Annotated in this window: 23 protein-coding genes and 1 tRNA gene; 14 read left to right on the forward strand and 10 right to left on the reverse strand. The window is 44.1% G+C overall.

The window, feature by feature from the left end:
- Positions 1-2: 2 nt before the first annotated feature.
- Positions 3-281, reverse strand: a complete 279-nt coding sequence (locus SIB79_RS07765) for a hypothetical protein (protein WP_063403403.1) — start codon at positions 279-281, stop codon at positions 3-5.
- Positions 282-537: 256 nt separating this feature from the next.
- On the opposite strand from SIB79_RS07765, the gene SIB79_RS07770 reads away from it, so the two are divergent.
- From SIB79_RS07770 to SIB79_RS07820, 11 genes are all read left to right on the forward strand, one after another.
- On the forward strand, positions 538-861 hold the full coding sequence (locus tag SIB79_RS07770; RefSeq protein ID WP_063403404.1) for a hypothetical protein: 324 nt from the start codon (positions 538-540) through the stop codon (positions 859-861).
- A 136-nt stretch (positions 862-997) separates the two neighbouring features.
- Positions 998-1612 carry a thermonuclease family protein gene (locus tag SIB79_RS07775; protein ID WP_081215637.1) on the forward strand — a complete coding sequence of 205 codons (615 nt, stop codon included), beginning with the start codon at positions 998-1000 and terminating at the stop codon, positions 1610-1612.
- Positions 1613-1903: 291 nt separating this feature from the next.
- Complete coding sequence (locus tag SIB79_RS07780; RefSeq protein WP_081215638.1) at positions 1904-2353, forward strand: hypothetical protein; 450 nt, start codon at positions 1904-1906, stop codon at positions 2351-2353.
- Between the two features lie 17 nt (positions 2354-2370).
- Entirely contained in the window at positions 2371-2715 is a 345-nt protein-coding gene (locus SIB79_RS07785) for a hypothetical protein (protein WP_081215639.1), read from the forward strand.
- A 12-nt stretch (positions 2716-2727) separates the two neighbouring features.
- Positions 2728-3561 carry a hypothetical protein gene (locus SIB79_RS07790; protein ID WP_063403406.1) on the forward strand — a complete coding sequence of 278 codons (834 nt, stop codon included), beginning with the start codon at positions 2728-2730 and terminating at the stop codon, positions 3559-3561.
- A gap of 966 nt (positions 3562-4527) precedes the next feature.
- Positions 4528-5739, forward strand: a complete 1212-nt coding sequence (locus SIB79_RS07795; RefSeq protein WP_155724612.1) for a hypothetical protein — start codon at positions 4528-4530, stop codon at positions 5737-5739.
- Between the two features lie 527 nt (positions 5740-6266).
- Positions 6267-6902 (forward strand): recombinase family protein, encoded by a 636-nt coding sequence (locus SIB79_RS07800; RefSeq protein WP_081215640.1) that lies wholly within the window; start codon positions 6267-6269, stop codon positions 6900-6902.
- Between the two features lie 365 nt (positions 6903-7267).
- Positions 7268-7600: a hypothetical protein gene (locus SIB79_RS07805; protein ID WP_063403411.1), complete on the forward strand. Its 333-nt coding sequence runs from the start codon at positions 7268-7270 to the stop codon at positions 7598-7600.
- Positions 7601-7750, forward strand: coding sequence for a hypothetical protein (locus SIB79_RS07810; protein WP_155724613.1), 150 nt, complete (start codon positions 7601-7603; stop codon positions 7748-7750).
- 277 nt (positions 7751-8027) lie between these two features.
- Positions 8028-8234, forward strand: coding sequence for a hypothetical protein (locus SIB79_RS07815; protein WP_063403412.1), 207 nt, complete (start codon positions 8028-8030; stop codon positions 8232-8234).
- A 698-nt stretch (positions 8235-8932) separates the two neighbouring features.
- Positions 8933-9250, forward strand: coding sequence for a hypothetical protein (locus SIB79_RS07820; RefSeq protein WP_236072585.1), 318 nt, complete (start codon positions 8933-8935; stop codon positions 9248-9250).
- 8 nt (positions 9251-9258) lie between these two features.
- Here the strand turns inward: SIB79_RS07820 and SIB79_RS07825 are convergent, their stop codons facing one another.
- The 5 genes from SIB79_RS07825 to SIB79_RS07845 form a co-directional block, all read right to left on the reverse strand.
- Positions 9259-10527: a tyrosine-type recombinase/integrase gene (locus tag SIB79_RS07825; protein ID WP_063403509.1), complete on the reverse strand. Its 1269-nt coding sequence runs from the start codon at positions 10525-10527 to the stop codon at positions 9259-9261.
- A 174-nt stretch (positions 10528-10701) separates the two neighbouring features.
- A tRNA-Ser gene (locus SIB79_RS07830) sits at positions 10702-10786 on the reverse strand.
- 27 nt (positions 10787-10813) lie between these two features.
- Positions 10814-11542 (reverse strand): hypothetical protein, encoded by a 729-nt coding sequence (locus SIB79_RS07835; protein ID WP_236072589.1) that lies wholly within the window; start codon positions 11540-11542, stop codon positions 10814-10816.
- Between the two features lie 15 nt (positions 11543-11557).
- Positions 11558-12949: a ComEC/Rec2 family competence protein gene (locus tag SIB79_RS07840; protein ID WP_413681034.1), complete on the reverse strand. Its 1392-nt coding sequence runs from the start codon at positions 12947-12949 to the stop codon at positions 11558-11560.
- Positions 12950-13096: 147 nt separating this feature from the next.
- Positions 13097-14125 carry a Fe(3+) ABC transporter substrate-binding protein gene (locus tag SIB79_RS07845; protein WP_063403414.1) on the reverse strand — a complete coding sequence of 343 codons (1029 nt, stop codon included), beginning with the start codon at positions 14123-14125 and terminating at the stop codon, positions 13097-13099.
- A gap of 149 nt (positions 14126-14274) precedes the next feature.
- On the opposite strand from SIB79_RS07845, the gene SIB79_RS07850 reads away from it, so the two are divergent.
- Positions 14275-14940: a Fe2+-dependent dioxygenase gene (locus SIB79_RS07850; RefSeq protein WP_063403415.1), complete on the forward strand. Its 666-nt coding sequence runs from the start codon at positions 14275-14277 to the stop codon at positions 14938-14940.
- A 93-nt stretch (positions 14941-15033) separates the two neighbouring features.
- Positions 15034-15282: a hypothetical protein gene (locus SIB79_RS07855; protein ID WP_063403510.1), complete on the forward strand. Its 249-nt coding sequence runs from the start codon at positions 15034-15036 to the stop codon at positions 15280-15282.
- Between the two features lie 351 nt (positions 15283-15633).
- Here SIB79_RS07855 and SIB79_RS07860 read toward each other — a convergent pair whose 3' ends face one another.
- Together SIB79_RS07860 and glyQ are read right to left on the reverse strand one after the other, a co-directional pair.
- Positions 15634-17244 carry an iron uptake porin gene (locus tag SIB79_RS07860; RefSeq protein ID WP_063403511.1) on the reverse strand — a complete coding sequence of 537 codons (1611 nt, stop codon included), beginning with the start codon at positions 17242-17244 and terminating at the stop codon, positions 15634-15636.
- Between the two features lie 167 nt (positions 17245-17411).
- Entirely contained in the window at positions 17412-18314 is a 903-nt protein-coding gene (gene glyQ, locus SIB79_RS07865; protein WP_063403416.1) for a glycine--tRNA ligase subunit alpha, read from the reverse strand.
- 205 nt (positions 18315-18519) lie between these two features.
- Between glyQ and SIB79_RS07870 the strand changes: the two genes are divergently transcribed.
- Positions 18520-19197 carry a TVP38/TMEM64 family protein gene (locus SIB79_RS07870; protein ID WP_063403512.1) on the forward strand — a complete coding sequence of 226 codons (678 nt, stop codon included), beginning with the start codon at positions 18520-18522 and terminating at the stop codon, positions 19195-19197.
- 381 nt (positions 19198-19578) lie between these two features.
- Here the strand turns inward: SIB79_RS07870 and SIB79_RS07875 are convergent, their stop codons facing one another.
- Positions 19579-19839: a hypothetical protein gene (locus tag SIB79_RS07875; protein ID WP_155724614.1), complete on the reverse strand. Its 261-nt coding sequence runs from the start codon at positions 19837-19839 to the stop codon at positions 19579-19581.
- Positions 19840-19965: 126 nt separating this feature from the next.
- The gene (locus SIB79_RS07880) at positions 19966-22290 is read right to left on the reverse strand and encodes a class I SAM-dependent methyltransferase (RefSeq protein WP_063403418.1); all 2325 of its coding nucleotides are present in this window, start codon (positions 22288-22290) and stop codon (positions 19966-19968) included.
- Positions 22291-22444 lie beyond the last annotated feature (154 nt).

Here is a 22444-nt window from a genome sequence, read left to right on the forward strand (position 1 = left end):
ATCTAAGCAACCTCAGGCGCCCATCCAACCTCCAGCTCCCTTCTCATGATCCATTGAGGGCATTTGCTGTTGAGGTGCTCTCCTTGAGGAATCAGGCGTTGATGGATAGGACAGGTCAATAGCGTCTGGCATTGCTTCCCAACGGCATAGCGGAAGTGATTACAGGTCATGCACACCGCTCCTGATCGCGAGGGTTTGAGAGTGCCGTCATCCATGCACTGCCACTCCTCTGGATCAAAAGAAGGGGTGGGTGATAGTTGCCTGCCTGAGAACCGTGCCATCGAACCCTTCACGTCAATACACCTGTACTAGTCCGAGAGGGTCGATTGGGTCAAGTGGTTTGCGGTGACTACTCGGATCTCTAGTGCTCAGAAGGGTCCGACAGTGCAATGGTGACTATGGGTTTGAAGCAAAAAGGATCGGTCCGCAAAGCAGGAATATCTTGGATTTAGATCTGGGCATACATGAGTCTTGAGCAGCGCTATCGACAGTGGTGTCAGACATTTTTAACTCCTATAAGTCGATCAAAAACACCCCATGAGATTCCTGCCTGCTCTTTTGCCACTTGCATGTCTCCTCCAACTACCAAAAGTGATAGGGCAAGACCTCCAGTGCCCTGGTCAAAACACTCTTGAGATGAGGTACTGCGCTTCTCTTGATCTGCAGGACTCCAATGAGAACTTGAGATCTCAATTACCTGCTGGAACCTTTGAGCGATGGCAGGTGACAACTAAAGAGGTTTGTTCCAAGGCATATGCCCCCTATAAGCAAGGCACTATTTACCCGCAGGTGATCATGCGCTGCGATGACAACCTCAACCGTGCCCTACTCAAGGAACTAAAAGGACTGGGCGAGAACTGATGGAGCACTTGCACTGGAGTTATCGCGAAGTTGGTTTGCTGGTTGTTTTCTACTGGGTTTTGATGATGTGGTGGATCAGGGGATCTAAGAGAAAGCAAGACCTTGCCAAACCGTTGACTGAGAAAGAGTTCGCCAAGTGCTTGGATCGGATATGGGCAAGGGATTTCTAGTTCTGCTTCTTGCTCTTTGGGCAGTCCCTTCCAATGCAGCAGAAGTACTTTCGATCGGTGATGGCGACACTCTCACCGTCACAGAAGGCAGTCAAAGAATCAAAGTGCGCCTTGCCTGCATTGATGCTCCAGAGACTTCCCAATCGCCCTATGGCAAAGCAGCACGGCAAGCATTGAAGAGTCTTCTGCCGGTTGGATCTGATGTGAGACTCCGCTCCAAGGCAACTGACCGCTATGGAAGAACCGTGGCAGAAGTCATTCGCAATGGCACCCACATCAATCAGTCATTAGTGAAGTCGGGCAATGCCTTTGTCTATTGGCAGTACATCAAAGGGTGTGACCGTCAGACCTACTCACGCCTAGAGACCTATGCCCGACTAGGAGGTATTGGAGTCTGGTCTGTTTCTGGTGGTATCCAGCGTCCATGGGACTACAGACAAAGCAAGCAGAGCAACAGCAAGAGAAAGCGTTACCGCTGCCAAGACATCAGATCATGGAATGCAGCGCAGGATCTGCTCAGGAAAGGGCACTCCTATCTGGATCGGGATAAAGACGGGGTGGCATGTGAATCACTTAGATGAGGAATTCACTGACAATGCTCCTCCCGTAACACGGCAGCATCTTCATCTCCTAGTTCTGCTGCTTTCTTGAAGTCCTCACAGGCACCTTTGAAATATTTATGCGTGGTGCGAATTGCTTTTGGAAAAGGGATTGAGGTTCTAAGACCAATCCACAATGAAGTTCCTGCTTGCTCTATTCATCTTCCAGCAACTGGTTGAAGAACTCAACGGCATCTCGCCCATTAAGATTCCTTCTTCAATTTATATCCTCAAGATGTTTATAATAGGATGAACTTTTAGAGGAAAGACTCCTTGGAAATTAAATCAGGTTATTTCTTAGCATCAAAAGACAAAGGTGGAGAAATAAATAATTTATGGTTATTTGAAGAGATAAATGATTCAATGAAAATCATTCAGTTCCCTTCAGGAGAAGAACAAATCAAATCTATTAAGGATGCAAGACTGAAATGGATGGAAGGCAGGTCGATGGGACTTATCCAAGTAGATTACGAGTCTGCAAAGGATTATTGCAATAGGAATGATTTCCAAATAAATAGCAAAAGTGATATTGCTTTGAAATCCGATACGGCGCAAAGTTCATTTGAGAAAGAGAAGAATATACTTCAGAGAAATTTGCTTGGAATAGAGAATAGAGATGACATTTCAAAAGAGGAGAAAGCGAATAGAATAATTAATCTTTTTGCTGGTGTTTGTGCAGGTGTTGCAGTTCAACCTATTCCTTTCCAGATTTTTTCGTTCTAACACCTCTCCAAATTTATATGGGTGAAAGACTATCTGCTATTTGGGGAATACCAGCAAATCAATCCTCAGTCAGCAATTTAATAAAGGACCTATTCAAGATTGTTGGCATGGGATTAATAGCACAACAACTAGCAATAGGTGCTTATAAAACATTTCTCCCATTTCTTGGTGCTGTAACAACAGTCCCGCTTGTATATGGATTGACTTTTGCTATTGGCAATGTTCTTAATGAAATGTATAAACGTCGTTCTCAAGGTCAAGCAAAATTAAGCGATGAAGAAGTCAAAAAGATCTGGGAGGAATACTTCAATAAAGGCAAGCAGGATTACAATAAAGACAAAGACATAAAAGATGAAACTTAAGGAGAGGCAATTATGCTTAGGATAAAAAGACTAACCAATTATGTTCGCGATAATTTTGATGAGTTAGCGATTGTTTCGTCGTTAGGAGCAATCGCTTCAAAAAAAGGATTATTTTCATTATCTACAGATGAATCCTTGGTATTAACTGCTTTACGAAGATCATCAAATCAGTTCAAAGAAATTCCCTTGGATCAGATCGGAAGGGTCATAGATGACTACTCTTCAGAACAGATGAGAGGTTTGATTAATAATGTAAAAGGTATACTGTTCGAACTAGAATATTTGAAAATTGAAAACAATGATGATGACAATATAATAGCGTATCAATTTGAGAACACCAATCATCCCGGATATGACATATCACTAATAGACAAAGAAACTGGAGATGTGGTCGATGAATTACAACTAAAGGCAACTGACGATATCCCTTACGTAAATGAATGGATAGAAAAATATGGAACTGACAATATTATAGTTACCGATGAAACTGCTGAGATGTTAGGTTTAGAGTCAACAGGGATAACTAACCAAGGTTTAGAAGTAAGAGTTGAAGATTTTCTAGGTAAATTAACGAGCATTGACAATGCTTCCCTTGAAACAATTGTAAGTAATATAGGATTTATAAGTATTGCTATATCTGTTGTGGGACTTGCGAGAAAATGGTCTATTGGAGAAATAAGTCGAGAGAAGTTCCTAGAAATGGCAACTATAATGACAGGTCTAAAAATAATTAAACTTTCTTGCTTACTACTAGCACTTTCAATACCAGGTCTGCAGATCGTCACTGCTATAGTACTAACAAGTTCCATGATCTTGCGAGGTAAAGGAGAACTGGAAAAATTTTAGAGACATTTTTAAGATTCCAATAAATTTTTATTGGATTTTAAATTCAGAGAATAATATTTGGTTTTAATGTTAGTGTTTGTATCTGTTAAATATCAAAAAACATTTCCATCCAAGACCCAGGATTTGTAGATTTGCGAAGGTTGACTGGTTGTTTTCATCTTCGCTTCTGCTACAATAAACCTAATACCATATTAAGAATAACTCTTTCAGGGCAAATAGTTTCTGAACTATAAATTTTCTAGAGTTGTATTTGTTGCTAATTTGAAGATAGTTTTGAGGTTTAATGTTTCCAAGAAAGGTTTACACCTGCTTCCAACAGCAAAACCATGAAAAAAAATATATATATCCTCTAATCATCTGTGCCTCTATAGTCGGCAAGCACTCTAAACAGGCAGAAAGCAACTTAAAGATGCCATTGGGCAATGACTGGATCCGAGATCCCTACCTATATCGACGACAAGTAAAGACCTTATGGCATCCTAGATAGGTTAATAACCATGGTGAAAATGGTCCCAGGCGTCAATGATTTAGCAACACTCAATTCTGATGTTGCGGCAGAAGCAGATAGTTGGGATCCTTCAACACTTATTGCCAGTAGGACTAAGGCGATACCTTGAAAGTTCAATAAAGTTCATACCTGGAATACTAGTTAAAAGAGATGAACCTATTGTCAGGGTGGGAGAGATTGTCGATTTTATGGAAAGCAAAAAGTCTGGATTGGTTTTAATTACATAAAAAGATTGTTTCCAGAAGTTGCAGAAGAGGCAGACGGGTGGGACCCGTCAACTGTTCTTGTAGGGAGTTCTAAAATACACTCCTCGAAGTGGAAAAAAGGGCATACTTGGAATACAACAGGAGACAATAGAAACGGCAACATACATCCTTGAAGATGAAGAAACGCAAACTTCGCCTAAAAAACAATAAAACACCAATAGTCTAATTAAAAAGTATATTTCAAGCATAATCATGAATCCCTTTAATCATTCACACTGGACAATGAATTTACAAGATATGATCTGTAAATACGACAGCAGTCTTGGTAATATATTTAGAAAAGAAATCCATGATAATAATGCAGTGTACTCTGATCTTAAAAACCAAGCAAAAGTATATTTCAAATTGGTAGGTAGCAACCAAGTAACTGCTCTTCACGAAATCTGGTTCAAAGCAAAGAGCAAAGCATCAACAAGCAAACTTTATTTCACAGGTTACTTCTGCCGAGACAATGATTTTAATCTCTATTACGCACCAAATCACCCAAAATACAATAAGTTCTTAGCAGATGCCATTGAGAGCAAGTCGATTCTATTAGCAAGATTCGATGAAGGCGTTAAACATGCAGTGAGCAGAATTAAAACCAACTTTTTGGAATTTTATTCTTACAGGGGGTCACTCTATCGCTTGAATTCAAAACTAATAATCAAAGAATTAGAAGAAGAAATTGATTACTTGGAAGAGATTGAAACCACAATGCGATTTTTAAGTTTCCCCGTCATTCGCCTTGACAGAATACTCGAAACCACCCAACCAAGTATTGGAGGCAAAGAAGAATACGATGAGGATTATGAGGAAGAATTGGTACCAAATGATTACTATGATCCACATAATGAAAATAGTGATGGAGACCCAATTCATTACTACTCAGACGGTGACGGAGATCTAGACAATTATTGGAATGTTGCGGAGAACTTTGAAGAAGCAACATCAGACTTGCAAGATCAATATATAGATTATCTAGAGAAGCAAACAGGCGAATGGAAAGAAAGTGAGGATGAATTCGACGAGAGGCAAGGAGGTGAAGATCCTCCAGAAATAATTAAAATCGGAAAATATCTAAGTTCCCCTAACCTAAATCTGAGAAAGATGCTTTTTTCAGATGAGGATTATACTCGCCTCATAAGTGTTAAGTGTGACTATAAAGATTCTGAAGGTTTAGTTTATGACGATCTTTTTTACCTTTATGCGATTGTCGAAGCGCTTCAAGAAATCTTTCATGATAGCGATAATCTATTAGGGCAATGGTTTTTCTCTAGTATTAATGAGACTGAATTGCTTAGGATTCTTAAAGAAGAGGGTCTGAGTGGGGTAGAGAAGAAGTTTGCTCATTTAAAGAACATTCATACAAAAAGAACAATACACTTGTCAACTTCTGCAAGCGAAGAAGAAGTGCCTTTTTAGGCATGAAATATTGAACAACACCACTCGACTATTAGCACAGAATTAAAGTCTACTTATTATCGATAACGATAAATTTCTTGGTAATTGTGTCTTTCCATATGTCGTCAATACCACCAGTCATTATGATTCGGATCTCCTAGTTACACAGCATGAGTCCAAGATAAAGCGAATCCCTCCAGTTATCTGTTTATTTGTGCTTAAACGGAATGACATGACTGCCCATTAGGGCAGCAACTGCAAGACATGAAGAAGGGCACCCGCGTTGGATGCCCTCAAGTCCAGGACTAGTTTTCAGGGTCTCTACGTCCTCGGACTCCTAATACAGGTCTAAGCACGGAGATTGAGTAGGGGCATGAGCAGTAGTACCTATTTCTTGTGTTCCAATAAGCGATCGGTTAACGATCAATCTCGTTAAGAAGCAGTCATCCCTCAAAGTCCAGTGAAAACGATGTCACATCTGTTCCATTAAGGCGTTCTGGTTGCTAAAGTAGAAATACTGGTGAAACACCCCTCTTTTTGGAACGGGCATGGGCAAATTCCAAAAGCGCAAGTTCGAGAGACCATCATTTATGGATAAACCCAACTACAAATCGATTGGTTATGCCCGCGTTAGTACCTCAGGGCAGACCACAGAAGGGCAGGTTGTTGATCTGAAAAAAGAAGGATGCTGCGTTGTTTTCCAGGAAACGATCAGCACAACAGTCAAAGAGAAAGAACGACCTCAACTGATGGCAGCACTCAGTGCACTCGATGAAGGTGATGAGTTGGTGGTCTCAAAGATGGACCGTTTAGGCAGAACGCAGGTTGAGGTGGTCAATCGCATCCATGACCTGCAGCAGCAAGGCATCCACATCAGAACCCTGGATGGACTGATCAACACCAGAGGTTTAGGCAAGTTCGCTCCTGTGCTCATTGGTCTGCTTTCTGGTCTTGCAGAAGTAGAGCGCTCATTGACCAGAGAGAGAACGATTGAAAGCATCCAACACCGCAAAGAAACAGGCGGGAACTTGGGAGGTAGACCCAAGACCAGTCGCATCAAAGAAGGTCTGGTCCTACGCCTTAGGAAGGAAGGGTGCTCTTACAGGTCCATTAGAGAGCAAACGGGTCTTGCTCTCTCGACGATTAGAAGGATCATCGTTGAGCAAGAGGTAGTAGCGGTTTGAACCTTCCACCACATTTCTTGGACGAACAGAAGAAAGAAGTGGTCTTCCATATCAAGGGAGTTTTGCCAGTAAGTATGGAAATACCTAAATGGATGCAATCGTTCCCACCTGAGTACAAGGGTGTTGTTGTGAGGTGCGAGGAAACTTTCTATCGTTTAAGAGAGGGAGCAGGAAGATGACCAAGAGAACAATGAATCTGGAGTTCTAACGATGGATTGGGATGCTGCCAGAAAGCACTGCACTGAGAGGGACTGGAAGTGGACTCTGAACTTGATCGGCGAGTACCAGAAGGAAATGCAAGAACTAAAAGATGAGAACGTGAAACTCAAGCGTCAGTTAGTTCTTCGCTCTCAACTCAAGAAGTAATGCCAGTCTTGATCATTGGTTGGGGTGTTTACGACAAACTGACTGAAAAAGAGAAAAAGGAGTTTGCTTTAGTGGCAAATTATGAGACTTCTTATTTCTATGAATGTTATGAATATGAGTATGCTAAGGGTAATAAAAATTACGAATGGAGTGATCGATGCTTTAAGAGTCAAGAAGAATTATTGGAATTTTTTGGTTATGAAATGATTGAAGATTTAGACGCAGATGCTGTGTATGCAAAAAGGTTAGAGACTTATGCCGAGGAGGACCTAAAGAAGTGGATGCAATTAAGTGAGAATAGGAATCAAGTCAAAGTTATAGGAGCACAGTAAATGCTTGCTCGTATCCGACAAGTGCATGACTCGACGATTGATCGCTATAGAAGGTTGGGTCTGAACAACTCCACGATTGCCTGGTTGCTTTTTGCAGAAGGTGTGTTTGTGCTTCTGGTAGGCAAAACAATAGTAAATTTAGTCCTTTAATCCATTTTAAAATTAAGGTATATATGCACTAGTTCTTTTATAAATGGTTGCTATTAAGAAGAACAGTAAACCATACCTCCCCTTTGATGCAAGAATGAAAAGCAGTAGCAACAACAGAAATGGGTTTCATCGTAAAGCACAAGAAGTTCATTGCTTGGTACCAGAAGAAACTTGGACTCAGCGACTATGGATTGCTTTGGTTTATGTTCTTTAAAGGAGTCGTTGTTGCCTTGATACTTGAACGATTGATTATTCATTAAATCCACCATACTGACCTATGATTGATGCCTACACGCTGGAGCAATGCAGAAAGGATGAAGAGGTTCTGCAATTAAAAATAAAGAATCTAGAGCATGCCATCCAACAGTCAGAAGCAATGATTGCCGAATCAAGCATGGATGGCGATGCTTTAACATTTCTAAGACGCAAGATTGCTGAGTCAATGCAGGATTTGGAAGTTCTTTATTTACTTAAAGGCGACTAAAATTTCTTGGAGAATTTTTTTCTTTAACAAGTTATTGACCTCGAATTTGGTTGCCTCGGTAGGTTATAAAGTTCATTTTTTCTTATTATACTTTTCTTGTAATAGCACCTCTATATACTCATCTGGTTTCATCCTATTCTTCTTGGATAGTTCAACTAATATCTCATAGTGAACAGAAGATAATTTAACCATCTTCATAGCATGTGTACCTGACTATATCTTTCTCTAATTAGGGTCTTATGTAGTTGACTTCTATTGTATCCATAGTGCTTCATGAGTTCACTTTCCATCTTTAGCACCTTATCAACTTCTTGTTGTTGGTATGAGATGGAGACTTTGACTTGTTTCTGTTCTTTTGTTGTTCTAAATGGAGTTAATGCTGTCATAGGTTATATCCTTTATGTAGATGGTCTAAATAGTTCCTGATAGTGATCTTGATGCAATGTTGACTTAGATAAATCATGAAACCATATTTAAATCAATCTTTTAAATCTATTTATCTATAGTCTCTTATGATCTTCTGCTTTTTAAGGGTCTTAAAGAACTCAAGAAGTCCAAAATCTCATACCCACTCTATCTATACAAGTTGTTGACTAATTGTTGATATTGTGTTAAGTTATGATAACAAGTAGAGAGATAATCTTATGGGTTTTGAGTTTAAAACTGATCTCAATATTGAATACCCATTCTTCATTGAAATGGCAACAAGGTTAGGTGGAATCAAAAGAAGAGATAACTTCAACGGCAAAGAAACCTTCCAGGTTCAGTGCCCTAACTGCAAGAAGCGCAAGGCAGTGATGGGTTATGCACGCAGTAAAGACACCTATGTGCTGGCATGTCCCGTGGATGGATGCACCCTCAATGGTGTTGTTCTCCATGACCTCATCAAGCGTTATGGAGGCATGCAGATGTTTGATGCATGGCGTAAGGCGAGATGGACCAGTACCTACTCTGAAGACTGGTTGCCAATTAAGAGCAGGTGCAAGAAGAGGTCCTCAAGCAATGGAACTGCCTGACGCTTCTTTTAGACCTCAAGTCCTTGATCCAAGAGAGCATCACACCAGGCACGCATGAACTGCGACCTCTCATCAAGAAGTTGAGACTTGTCGTATGCCTGACGAACCTTGTCCCCAACGGCATGGTCCATCTGCCGTTGAATTACCTCAGCAGAGAACTTGAGGACTTCCTGCCCTGCTGTTAGTGGCAAAGAACGAAGTCCATGAGCGGTTTGCCTTCCTCCATAACCAAGACGCACTTTGAGGTGTTGGTTCAGTGCTGACTCATCGATATGGGGTTTGCTTCTACCCCTTGGACTCCAGAACACATACTCCTGCTCACCATTGATTTTTCTCAGATGTGCCAGCAGATCCTTAATTGGATCAGTAAGAGGAACCCAATGATTCTTGCCACTCTTCATCCTGGATCCAGGCACAGTCCATAGGTTTGCTGCGTAATCCACTTCATCCCAGCGCATTGGAACCAGTGACCCAACACGCAAGAAAGTCATTAAATCCAACTTGATCGCAGCAAGAACCACCTGTGCCCCATTCCCCTTATTGCGGTTTAGGTCATCCAATAACTGCGGCAACTCATCCCACGACAAACAAGGATTGTGTTGGACCTCATGCCCTGCACCAACACTCCTTGCTTGCACTGCAGGGTTTTGACCTCTCTCCATCCATCCCCGTTCTATGGCGTAGTCAAAGAGGTGCCTCATCACCCCAAGCACCTTCCTTGCCTGATTCAGAGACCCCCTCTTCTCTATGGAGTCAGTGATCTCAAAGACCGCTTCTCTGCCAGTCCTACCTTTTGATTTCTCATCCCATCCCAAACGACTAACAGGAGTACTTCCACCTAAAGCAGGGATAATTTCATTGGACAACTTATTTTTCTTGTCCTTAATGGTGGTCTCTGACTGTTTGTATTTCGTCTTACATGCAATCAAATAAGAATCAACCAACTCATTAAGTGTTCGATCAGAGGATTGTTTTACTAATTGCCTTTTCTCATCTTTTTGCAATTCTCTTGGATCTCTGCCTGTCTCTCTATACCAACTCCTCAAACGAAACCATTCATCTCTTGCTGCTTTGAGTGTCCACTGCCCTGGACCTTTGCCAAAAACCCCGATACGAACATCAATTTGCTTGCCATTAGAACGCATTTTTCCTACAAAACTCTTGCCACCACTACCTTTTACAGGTTCTACTAATACATATAGGGAGTCTCCCACGGACCTGCTGTACCTCTTTGACTTGACTGATAGTGACCTGACTTCCCTTTCTGTCAGACCCATCTCACGAAATCCACCAACACATATTTTATCCACCAACACAACCTCAATATCCACCAACAAATCAATCGTCCTGAAGGGGTTTAGCGGGGACTCGCCAAGACGACCTTGCGACTCAAAGCAGTTGATATGAAAGAGTTTCTAGACCAGTCAGGTCTTCTCAGCACAAACCAGAAACGGAGAGGGTGGGATTCGAACCCACGGACGGTTGCCCGTCAAACGATTTCGAGTCGTTCGCTTTCGACCACTCAGCCACCTCTCCAGACGCCCGTAAAGACGCAAGGCAACTTTAAAACGCTGAGGCCACCATGCTGAAGGAGCCGCTGGCTCTACCACTGACCCAAAGCCGCCCTGCAGTGTGTTGTAGCAACCATCGCCGCTCAAGAGAGGTTGGCACAAAGCCAAGCCATACCCCTGTCAAACCCTCTGACTTGGCTAGAGGTTGACGCCCCATGACATCAAAACCCTGACGATCACGCCAACTCCAATAGGCCTGACGCGTTGGCAGCAGATGCCAAAGCAAACGACCAGCTCGCAACTGCAAACTCTGCTCTGCCGCAGCGATTGGTCGCACCTCCAGGCCAGGACTGACTAACCGCTGTCCAACCTGCAAAGGCATCACACCCTGATGCTCAGCCAGCACGGTATGGGCCAGATTTCGCCAACAGGACGCCGCCTCACTGGCAACCGGATCCAAGACCATCGCCCAATCAAGACGGGCATGCCCAAACGCTTCACTCAGCCGACGAGCCTGCCAACAGCTACGACCATCTCCATGAGTACTAACCAAAACAGCCCGCCCACGATGCCTAGCTAGTAACCATTGACGACTGCGTTGATGCACCACCACGAATCCATCGCCCATCTGTACAACAGCCTGCGATAACGAACAAAACAACAACGCAACAACTCCCCAGTGACGCCAGTGACGCAATCCCGTTACCAACCAAGGCAGCAATCCCAACACCAACAACAACACCAACCAAGGTTGGGGATGACCGGTGAACAACTGCGCCATTGGCCAAGTGCAGATCTAACGCACCAGAGCAATCAATAACCCAGCCAACTGCTGGATCGGCCAACTGATCCAGTGCAGCAATGGAGTCAGCAAGCCAGCAGGCAAGAGCAAACACAACCAGGCCAACACCATCGCTGAGAGGGTGAGCAGCACCAACAAAGGAGCAGCCAGCAGATTCGCCAATAGGGCATAGACAGGAGTGGAGCCAAAATGAACAATCTGTAGTGGCAGCGTCCAGACGATTGCGGCCAAAGGAACAGCCAGCGCCGGTGCCAACCCTCGAAGCCATGTAGGTAGACGCTTGGAGAGAGCCTGCTCTAGGGGCCCTGCTGTGACGACCAATCCGGCAGTAGCTGCCGCACTCAATTGAAAACCAATCGAACGCGCCCAGGCGGGATTCACCAACAGCATCAGCAGCAACGTCGCTAGCAACACCCCTAGAGGACGACTGCGGCCTCCGCCCTCGTTGATCAACAACACCGTGCTACCCATCAACACAGCTCTCACAACCGACGGTTGTGGTCCGGCCAGCATCAAAAAGCTGATCAGCGCCGTTGCAGCAAACGTCAAACGGAGGGGCCCTGGCAGAAACCGCGCAATCCCCAGCGACGCTCCCAACAGCACAGAAAGATGAAAGCCCGAAGCCGCCAAGGCATGGGAAAGGCCAGCAACGCGGAACGCCTTAACCAAATCAAGCGGCAGATCAACTTGGGCACGACCCAGAACCAAAGCCGCCAGCAATCCTCCCGAACGTGGACCTGCCAGTTGCTGTAAGCGCATGGCAACCACACGGCGAGCATCGGCGATGGGCGTCCAGGGACGTTGCAACACCTCAACCTGATCACCCCAGAATTGGCTCCAACTTCCCTGCTGCTGAAGCCGCTCCGCTGGCCCAGGCAGTAGCGAATGTGGCCCTAGAGCCGGAGCACGCAACTGACCATGCACACGGATTCGCCAACCCCGCTGCAAAAGCTGAGGGCAAGGTCGTAGCTGAACTTCACTACGGCCATGCCTCGGCAGGCCATTGATCCGGTTCACCGCCAACAAGGCACGACAACTATCAGCCCCAAACTCGCTATCCCCAAGCAATCGGCTATCACTCAGCAACCGGCCTTCGAGGCTGCTGCGAAGCGCTAGGCGCGAGGAACGATCAAAAGAACCGGCACTCGCCAACAAACGCACAGGGTCCAAAGGTCCAGGCCTCGGCTGCCCCCACCAGCAAGCCCATGCCAACAACAATGGCAACATCAACGCCAATGCTGTAGCCCTGCTTCGGGTCATGCCGAGACGAATCAAACAGAAACGAGCCGTGATCAGCAACACCACAGCAACGACAACCATTGCTTGAGAAGGAAAGGGCTGGGCACCAAGCACTAGTGCTGTCAGGGCCAAGCCTGCAACAAGCAAAGGCGAAGAAAACCCTCGCAAACAAACTCAAACGACTATCTCGAGAATTCCCCTCTCTGCACTTTGCTGTCTGCAGGGTTCGAGGATGAGCCTGGCAAAGGATCTCCCTAAGAAGGGCTCTAGCCCTGAACCCACAAGCCTAAAACCCTATTTCCAACCGGATTGAGCCATCAACTGAATCGCCTTGGCATTATTCGCTCCGAGCTGGCTAATCGTGACCCGATCGGGGCGGAAAGTGCCGAACTTTTTGAGTTCCAACGACGTGCCATAGCCATTCAACGGATGTTCATAGGTGGGGCCAGCCATGCCTTGACTGCCATCGGGTGAAGCAAGAAATTCAAGCAGCTCAATCGCCTCCTTCTTATTCTTTGCATACCGAGCCAACCCACCAGCACTGACATTGACGTGGGCGGGATCAGGTGTGATAACCGTGAGCTTATTAGCAAGAGCCTTGTCTTTCGATCCGCTCACACCAGCACGCATCCGCGCAACATAGTAGTGATTAACGATGCCAACGCCACAGATGCCTTGTGACACAGCACGAGCCAGGGAGACATCTCCTCCAAAGTAAGGCTGGGAAACGTTAGAAATCATTCCCTGCAACCAACTCTTTGTTGCCGCCTCACCGCGCAACACAAGCTGATCAGCGACTAAAGATTGGTTGTAGACGTTGTTGCGCTTGCGAAGGCACACCTTCCCTTTAAGTGAGGGGCTAGCCAGATCGGCATAAGTGCGAATACTGCCAACATTCACCTTCGATGGATTGGCAACAATCACCCGCACGCGACGGGTCAGGCCATACCAACGACCTTGCGGATCGCGATAGGCACTAGGGACTTCGCTATCCAATTTTGCTGAGCGCGAAGGTTGCAAAAGACCCTCTTTTGCTGCATTACTAATCCGTGCCGCATCAACAAGGATGATCACATCGGCCTGAGAGTTTGCCCCCTCTCGCTTAAGACGCTCTAACAATGAAATCCCAGTAGATTCGATCAGCCGAACCTTGATCCCTGTTTGCTCAGAAAATTTCTTATAAATTTGACGATCAGTGTTGTAGTGCCGACCTGAATAAACACGTACTTCTCGAGCATTCGCAACGCCGTTTTGGCTGAATCCAGTGCCAAGGGCGAGAACGGCCGCCAAGCCTGAATACGTAAGACGCGCCTTCAAACCCATTGCCAACAAACCATTAACGTTGCAAGCCTCACCCTATTGAGAGCGCTCAAAGCCTCCTTGCGCATTCCATACCAGCTGCTGTAACAAATGATGCGCTCACGATCCAAGAGGCTCAACGCTCTAATGATGGGATTTCCTCAGCAATCTCTATGGAGCCCCTGACCCATCCATTGCTTGATGAGGCAACTGTGAGCCAATTGCGTGCAACTCTCTTGGCTGACGAAACCTCATGGCAGGACGGACGTAAAACAGCGGGATATCAAGCAGCCGAAGTCAAGAACAACCTCCAGCTGGATCGCCACTCAAAAACCGCCAAAGAAAACAGCCAGCTGGTGATTAAGCAGCTTGAATCGGATCCGCTTGTGAAGAGCTTTGCCTTGCCAAGGCACATCCACGGGGTGATGTTCAGTCGATCCGGTATTGGCCAGGGCTATGGAATGCATGTCGACAATGCCTACATGAGCTCAGGGCGTAGCGACCTCTCCTTCACGCTGTTTCTCAACGAGCCAGAAAGTTACGAAGGAGGAGCTCTCTGCATTCAAACCTTGCAAGACAGCAGACAAGTGAAGCTGCCAGCTGGCCAGTTGATCATTTATCCCAGCACAAGCCTGCATGCCGTGGAAACAGTCACTGCTGGTGAACGGCTGGTTTGTGTTGGCTGGATCCAGAGCTATATCAGCAGCAATGAAGACCGCACTATTCTGTTTGGCCTCAATGCTGGTGCCCGCGCCCTTCTTGCCGAGCATGGCCGTTCGCCAGAACTGGACTTGATCTTTCAGGCCTACACAAACCTGCTCAGGCGCCTAGGCAGCTGAAGTTAGAGTCATTTGATACCAAGCCAAGTAGCGAATCACCAAACAATGGTGGCGTGGAGGAGCCAAAATGGATTTCAAAACGAGCGTCTCAGCATGAGCAAAAAGACTCCTGTAGCAATATTTCTTGCAGCTTCTGCACTGCTGGCGGCAAACTCACTTCAGCCAAACCTGAGTCACGCTGGCGAAGGCGGTGAAGGAGATATGGGAGGACTGAAGGAGTGGACCACTGATCAAGACATCGATGCTGAAAGCAAACCTGATGAAGATGCGAAGAAAGCTGCTAAAAAGGCAAAGAAATCAAATATTTGCGTCCCGATTGGCGAAGGAGAAAACTGCTGGTAAATCTATTCTGAAATAGTTTTCACGAAAACCACTCTCAACGAAGACAAACAAGCTCAATCCAAGGCTTCTTCTAATCAGGAAGGAGCCTTTTTTTATTCAAATTGCAAAAAATTAATTGCTCAAAAAAGAGACAATATACCCCCCGAAGAAAGAGGAAGAAGTAGTTTCAGCTTCCTATTAGTTTGATCGTAAATTTATTCAGAAAAGAACCAATGCATATTTCCTTGTTGAAGTGTTTAGCATTGCTCTCTTCTGCTTTTGAATAACTTCTAAAGACAAAAAAAGGCGCCCGCTTGAGGGGCGCCTTGATGGTCTGACAAACCAGGGAAGAAAATCCCTCACTCACTCAGATCAGAACTTGAATGTTGTTAGCACTAAGCCACCGAAGGTGCCGAAAGTATCAGCACCTACGCCACCATCATCTACGGATGAACCTGTTTCCTGTCCGAACGGACGGCTCAGATAGAAAACAGCTGGTGTAACAGAGATGTTGTCTGTGACCTGGAACTTGTACCACAGCTCGAACGCCATGTTGCCGTCATCAGGAGTGTCATCACCCTTCATAGCGGTCACCCACTGAAGCTCAGAAACTGCAGCGCCAAGGGTATTGCCCTCAATGAAGGCATCCTTCCACATCATGCCTGCGAACCAAGCCATGCTTTCGCTACGTGTGCCATCTGAGGCTTCATCTGGCAGGTTGTAATTCGTGTAGTCGTAACCAACACTGAAGGAAGGAACAAAGCCTGGCTCATCAGGCTGCCAAAAAGCTCTAAACGCGACTCCATTGGAATCAGCGCCACAAGAACTTGTGCCTCTGCAACTGCTATAGACGCTGGCACCACCATCTGATGTACCAAAGCCTTGAGTCATGCCTTGTTGGGTGTAGGCATAAGCCGCAGAGACTTGCCACTGAGGATTGCCGTAATCGACCTTGGCGAGAAACTTACCTTTGGAATTACCGTTTCCAACACCACCATCAGAGGGATCACCATTGTCGCCTTCTTTGGCCACATAGTTGGCACTAATGCCAAACCTGGCGTCCATCGGGTCGTCAACTTGCGACTTCCAAGCCAAACCTAAGCCTTGCCCTGTGCTAGCTCCATAAACACCATAGTTACCACCTAACTTGAAGGCCTTCAAGATTGGCTGATACACAGATGGAGCACTGCCAAGCATGTAGTAGTTTTCAATCTTGGCACCAACCCAAGCAGTGAAGCTGTCACCAATCGGGAAGGTGTACCAGAGCTTGTCAACCTTCAGGACATCCCCATTGTTATTAGCAACATTCAAGTAGGCAGGCTTCACATAACCCTTGCCACCAAATGCACTATCTTGAAAGTTACCTGTCTTCAGACGAGTATAGAGAAGATCCTTACCCGTGAAACTGGTGTTCAGATTCAACTGCAAAGTGTAGTTGAAAGTAAGTGCATCAGTTCCCAGATAGTCCCCATCATCCGTAAGATCATCGGTCTCATCGCCTGTATAGCTGGTTCCGCCAAGAACCATATGAGCCTTACCAACAAGCTTGGTGGTGGTGGAGAACTGAGTGGCTTCGAGTTCACCAACGCGGGCTTCTAGGCCATCAACACGGCCCTTGAGGATGGCGAGCTCCTGCTCGAATTCGTTGAGAAGACGACGCAGTTCGTCGGTGACTTCAGTAATGCGATCGAGGCAGGCATTCAATAGAGCAGCCGCTTCAAAGCGGGTCATTGCTCTGTTGCCCAGGTAGCTACCACTTGGATAGCCAGCTACACAGCCGTAACGCTCAATCAGGTTGCTCAGAGCCTGATAAGCCCAGTCGGTTGGGTAAACATCTTGGAATTGGGAGATGCTGGTGACCTGCTCGCTGGAGGCCGAATAATCGGACACACCTTTGATATCTAGGTCTGCGGCATTAGCAGCCATAGGGGCCATCAGGCCCAAGGCAGCAGGTGCCACCAGCAATTGCTGGAAGAGTTTCATTTGGTTCCTCACACAAAAAGCCCAAAACATGGGCCAGCAAAGGTTAGTAAAAAGATGCGTGTTCACAACGAACACAATTAACAGCTCTAAGTATCTTTTGATACAGGCAAGGTCAGGTGCTTAGAATCAGGCCCTTGAAATTATTGAGCCATTTAGAATTGAGCTATTTAAGATTGCAATGGCTGGTCTGAAGCAAGTGCCTTGTTATTAAGCAATGGGAATCCCATTGCCTCCCTTTCTTTTAACCAAGCCTCTGCCACCCCGCGAGCCAAACTGCGAATTCTGCCAATCGTGGCTGTTCGCTCCGTGACCGAAATCACGCCACGAGCCTCCAGGAGGTTGAAAGTATGGCTACATTTAAGAACGAAATCAAGTGCGGGTGCTGGAAGCTGCTTTGCGATCAGGTCTGACGCTTCCGCTTCATAAAGATCGAACAACTGTTTAAGGCGACTTGGATCCGATGATTCAAAATTAAAGTCGCACTGACCCTTTTCTAGAGAAAGCCAGATATCCCCATAGCTTCGTTTATTATTCCAGCTGAGATCCCAAATATTCTCAACATTCTGTAAATACATGGCCAGTCTCTCAATGCCATAGGTGATCTCGATCGGCACAGGGCTGCAATCAATACCACCACATTGCTGAAAATAAGTGAACTGTGTAACCTCCATACCATCAAGCCACACTTCCCAACCAACCCCCCAGGCTCCAAGAGTGGGTGATTCCCAGTTGTCTTCTACAAAGCGAATGTCATGTTCCGCCGTACAAACTCCTAGAGCTTCAAGCGATGCAAGATACGTCTCCTGAATACCAACTGGAGAGGGCTTGATCAATACCTGATATTGAAAATAGTGTTGAGCGCGATTGGGGTTGTCGCCGTAGCGACCATCGGTGGGCCGGCGACAGGGCTCTGGATAAGCCACAGCCCAGGGCTCTGGTCCAATAGCGCGCAGAACGGTATGGGGACTCATCGTGCCGGCACCCTTTTCCGTGTCATAAGGCTGCAACAGCACACAGCCCTGATCAGCCCAAAAGGAATTCAGGGTCGTGATGATGTCCTGGAAGTGCACTAGCGTTGTTCTGAGGGGCTTTGATCGTAATTGTATTGTATTCCTACTTATCCATTACCTAAGCAAAAGCTTGTTTAATTCGGATAGGCTCGAAAACATGTAAATGCTATAGTCAGTTAGTTAAATCCAATAAAAAGTGATCAGAATACAGCTCAATCAGACGAAATACTCTTATTCAATAATCAGCATACTCATAGTAGCTCTAATGATTTATATTGCTCAGTTTCTCGATGTGTCAACGATAGGAAGTTGGCTAAAAGCTATCGATGGCGGAGTTGAATCGATAGGGCTATGGGCAATTGGGATTATTTTTGCCCTACGGTCAATAAGTATCATCATTCCAATACTTCCTGGCACATACTGCTCTGTTCTCTCTGGTTATTTCTTTGGATTCCAACAAGGCTTGTTGGTTATTTTCGTAGCAGATCTGGTCGCTTGTTGTTCTTGCTTCACCCTTTCCAGGAAATTTGGCAGAGCCTTAATTGAGAAACTCGTAGGCAAGAATCTGATGAATCGTGTTGAAAATTTTAGCAAAAAACATTTAGAGCAAAACTTTTTCTTGATGACAAGTTTTTTAATGTCGAATTTATTTGATTTTGTTTGTTATGGCTTAGGACTTACAAAAGTTACATGGAAAAAGTTTCTGCCTGCATTATTCTTTAGCATAATAATATCAGACGCCCCATTTGTTGCAAGTGGATATGCACTAAAACGCCTTGGAGGTATTGAAATCCAAGAAATTATTAATGGGAATATAAAGGCACTCCAGGGACAACCTCTAACAATATTCATTGCCTCTATCACAATAATATTTTCTCTGGCAATAATCAATATAGTCCTACAAAGAAGGCAAGATAATATCAAAAGAACAGCCAGTCAATGATTATCTCTTAAAGAGAGAATCTTTGGAATTGTTTCTTTCAGCATCTCATTTCTAGATCATCAAATCAGAACAAGGTTAAGGCTCATTTATAGCCTTTTGATGTCATAGTCCGATTAGATTAGAAGAATGCGAATCGCAGAAAGTCATTATTCTATTCTCCAAAGTATATCTGCTTATAGTAACTCAATCAAAGAATGGTAACCACATAAAGGGATTAGAGCTATAAACCTATAGAATTTTCAAGATATAAAACAGTAGAGATTCAAGGAAGTGCTAGTAAGAAGTATTTACTCTGCCTGATTCAAGGAGTCGTGGTAAATACATTAACAACAAGCGAACAAACTATACGCATTGAAAGCAAACAGCTAGATCAAGATACGACTATTTATTTAGCATGTATGTAAAGTATCCAATAATTGCAATATTAACACCAATTAATCCAAAGAAGATCAACAACGGGTTCTGCATTCCAGCTGGTGCTGATAATTGTAGGCCTAACACATTAAGCACCTCTTTTTTAGGCATATCTTTTTCTTCTTTATCAGTTGCGAGCAAATATGGTATTCCAAATCTATTTTTTGGCGGCTCGAAGGCTTCCGTTTGGTCGTTACTCGAACTTGCATTGCTCTCAGAATCTTCCATGATCATTGTATTGATTATGAGCCAACATTATACCATTGGACTGGTTGCCAGGCAATCCACTCATATAAGCATGGTGTTCAACACCAAAATGATCAATATTTATGCAGAATATTTAGGCATAAGCCATTATCTTTGATTCGTCCAAAATTGGTACATTTGTCGAAAGGTGTTGGGATTGGCTTGTTCATACTTTTGCCAATAGCCGAGGTCAGTCTGCATTGCATCAGATGGATAAGCTCTGGCATAATCTTTTTTAACAATACTTGGCAACACAAAGCCTAAGAATCTAAGTTCAAATTGTTCAAGCAGCGATGCTATCATCTCTAGTGAGTAACGATGTTCCATAATATGAAAACAAAGGTCTCTACACATAGAAGTTGTGTAGAAGTCTGGCCAGTTTGAGATTGAACTAATGTTCCGATATTCACCGTTGATTAGTTTATCCCTAAATAGACGAATGCCTTCATTACTAGCCTCAAAAGATTCTGATTTAATGATTTTCCTAGCCTCGACAATATCTTGACGTGCTAGCTCACTATAAAAACCTAATTTGAGCATTCCATCGGCTGCGAGTATTGTATGTAGAGATTGCAGACCTTTAGAGGGGTCCTTCATATGATGGAGAACTCCCGTACATTCTATGAGATCAAATTCTTCATTTAGTTTTGGAAGATCAAGAATGTCCATCTCTATAAATCTTATATGCTCAATTCCATATTCATGAGCCTTACGCTTTGCATAAGCGATACTAGAAGAACTTAGATCGATAGCAGTTAAATCAGAGTTAGAATAAGAGAGGGCATCGAATATTTGCTGTCCGGTTCCACAGCCAGCGATTAAGACACGAGATCTCTGCTTGGGCAAAATGATTGAGATCCGATTAGGGTTTATTTCATTGTTAATCGCTGAAGATATAGTTTGAATATTTTCACGTGAATAAGAAGCATATCTCCAACGCGGATAGGGATGCTCTTCATACTGCTTTTTAACCTGAATAGAAGTACCATCATCTATAGACCCATATTTAGGAATAGATGCTGCAAACTCATGTTCCCGTTCTGGTTCAACGAGTTGCATTATTCTTAAATTATTTAATTTCTCATTTGCATCGATGAATGCTCTTAATGAAGGGAACTGTTCACAAAGATGAGTAATGGGTATATAACAAGCTAAGATGGAAATGGTTTTTAGATCAAAATCAGTTCTCAAGCAGGAAAGTTTAAACTGTTCTATTGCTTCAAATTCTTGCTTGGTAAATGTAAAAACATATTCATTTAGGAAGCACTGCTCCGCAAGAGCAATAGTTAAATCAATAACCCTTTTATCAAAACCATTATTTTGGATTGAAATGCATATTTGCTTGCGTATATTAGTTAATGCCTTTTCCCAGGCAATTGTGGAGAATAACATCAAACCAAGAGCACTGATAATCTCATCATCAGCAAGAATATGTTGAAAAGAGGGTTGATCAAATAAATCATGATGAATGCCTGAAATTCTATCTAGTGTTTGTTCTGTGATCAAGCGATTAATTGCTGAGAATAGATTTTTATGTGCAATATCATTTCTCTTTAATAGGCCACGAAGCAAAACTCTAGACTGTCGTTCAGGTAAGAATGAAAGATCAGATTCCTGAAGCAGAGAGTTAAGAAGCAAATATGATGATTGCTTTTGTGGGTAAAGCTCAATTTCTCTTGTTACATGAAATACAGCCTCCTCAATTCTGCCAAGGTCCTTTAAGATTATAGAAAGGTTTAAATTGACATCAGGCAAATCGGCCTGCAACTTCATTGCCTTTCTTGTGTTCGCTTCTGCATCAGTTAGATTACCTTGGTCTTGCAAGATACCACCTAGATTGAGATATATACTTGCTGAATCATCTTGCAATTCAATTGCCTTTCGTGTTGTATGTTCTGCTTCATCTAGTTTGCCTTGATTCTGTAGGATCTGACCAAGGTTTACGTATGCATCAGCCAAATCTGGCTGAAGTTCAATGGCCTTTCGGGTTATATCTTCTGCATCCGTTAGTCTTCCTTTTTCTCGTAAGACTAAGCCCAAGTATGAATAAGCATTGGCGAGGTTAGGCTGTATAACAATCGCCTGGCGTATCGCCACTTCAGCATCATCTAACATTCCTATCTGAAAGAAAAGATATCCCAAGTTTGCATGTGAAAAAGCATGGCCAGGGAATAGTTTGACGCTTTTCTTATAGATGTTTATTGCCTTATCAATCTCTCCTTGGGATTGACAGATTAATGCGAAGTTAGAGAATACATCTGGATCACTTAAACCACTATTAATAAATTCCTGATAGGCTTTTTGTGCCTCATTTATATTGCCTTGTTGGTGATATTTAAAAGCGATAGCCTTAAGTTGGTCAGGTGGTATTCGGGAAAACTTCTTAGAGGGTTGTTTATTTTTTATTTTCTTCTTTTGTCCAAATCCTTTCATGTTCACAACGAGATATTCTTCTTTAATCTAATCGCCAAAGAAATTCTTGAACCTTGAAGGTAATAGCATGAAACGATGGACTTTTTTGATGGGCAAGAAATCATCAAAAAAAGGGGCGAGAATCCTTGGACCTTAGAAGAACCGAGTATGTCAT

The organism is Prochlorococcus sp. MIT 1342, from assembly GCF_047304495.1.
Lineage (GTDB): Bacteria > Cyanobacteriota > Cyanobacteriia > PCC-6307 > Cyanobiaceae > Prochlorococcus > Prochlorococcus marinus_D.

What these genes read in the sequence shown, in the direction of transcription:
- SIB79_RS07815 (WP_063403412.1), top strand. Translation starts at nt 8,028, where the DNA reads ATGATTGATGCCTACACGCTGGAGCAATGCAGAAAGGATGAAGAGGTT.
- SIB79_RS07800 (WP_081215640.1), top strand. Translation starts at nt 6,267, where the DNA reads ATGGGCAAATTCCAAAAGCGCAAGTTCGAGAGACCATCATTTATGGAT.
- SIB79_RS07810 (WP_155724613.1), top strand. Translation starts at nt 7,601, where the DNA reads ATGCTTGCTCGTATCCGACAAGTGCATGACTCGACGATTGATCGCTAT.
- SIB79_RS07820 (WP_236072585.1), top strand. Translation starts at nt 8,933, where the DNA reads ATGGCAACAAGGTTAGGTGGAATCAAAAGAAGAGATAACTTCAACGGC.
- SIB79_RS07805 (WP_063403411.1), top strand. Translation starts at nt 7,268, where the DNA reads ATGCCAGTCTTGATCATTGGTTGGGGTGTTTACGACAAACTGACTGAA.
- SIB79_RS07880 (WP_063403418.1), bottom strand. Translation starts at nt 22,290, where the DNA reads ATGAAAGGATTTGGACAAAAGAAGAAAATAAAAAATAAACAACCCTCT.
- SIB79_RS07770 (WP_063403404.1), top strand. Translation starts at nt 538, where the DNA reads ATGAGATTCCTGCCTGCTCTTTTGCCACTTGCATGTCTCCTCCAACTA.
- SIB79_RS07875 (WP_155724614.1), bottom strand. Translation starts at nt 19,839, where the DNA reads ATGGAAGATTCTGAGAGCAATGCAAGTTCGAGTAACGACCAAACGGAA.
- SIB79_RS07835 (WP_236072589.1), bottom strand. Translation starts at nt 11,542, where the DNA reads ATGGCGCAGTTGTTCACCGGTCATCCCCAACCTTGGTTGGTGTTGTTG.
- SIB79_RS07825 (WP_063403509.1), bottom strand. Translation starts at nt 10,527, where the DNA reads ATGGGTCTGACAGAAAGGGAAGTCAGGTCACTATCAGTCAAGTCAAAG.
- SIB79_RS07765 (WP_063403403.1), bottom strand. Translation starts at nt 281, where the DNA reads ATGGCACGGTTCTCAGGCAGGCAACTATCACCCACCCCTTCTTTTGAT.
- SIB79_RS07790 (WP_063403406.1), top strand. Translation starts at nt 2,728, where the DNA reads ATGCTTAGGATAAAAAGACTAACCAATTATGTTCGCGATAATTTTGAT.
- SIB79_RS07795 (WP_155724612.1), top strand. Translation starts at nt 4,528, where the DNA reads ATGAATCCCTTTAATCATTCACACTGGACAATGAATTTACAAGATATG.
- SIB79_RS07785 (WP_081215639.1), top strand. Translation starts at nt 2,371, where the DNA reads ATGGGTGAAAGACTATCTGCTATTTGGGGAATACCAGCAAATCAATCC.
- SIB79_RS07850 (WP_063403415.1), top strand. Translation starts at nt 14,275, where the DNA reads ATGGAGCCCCTGACCCATCCATTGCTTGATGAGGCAACTGTGAGCCAA.
- SIB79_RS07870 (WP_063403512.1), top strand. Translation starts at nt 18,520, where the DNA reads ATGATTTATATTGCTCAGTTTCTCGATGTGTCAACGATAGGAAGTTGG.
- SIB79_RS07860 (WP_063403511.1), bottom strand. Translation starts at nt 17,244, where the DNA reads ATGAAACTCTTCCAGCAATTGCTGGTGGCACCTGCTGCCTTGGGCCTG.
- SIB79_RS07845 (WP_063403414.1), bottom strand. Translation starts at nt 14,125, where the DNA reads ATGGGTTTGAAGGCGCGTCTTACGTATTCAGGCTTGGCGGCCGTTCTC.
- SIB79_RS07855 (WP_063403510.1), top strand. Translation starts at nt 15,034, where the DNA reads ATGAGCAAAAAGACTCCTGTAGCAATATTTCTTGCAGCTTCTGCACTG.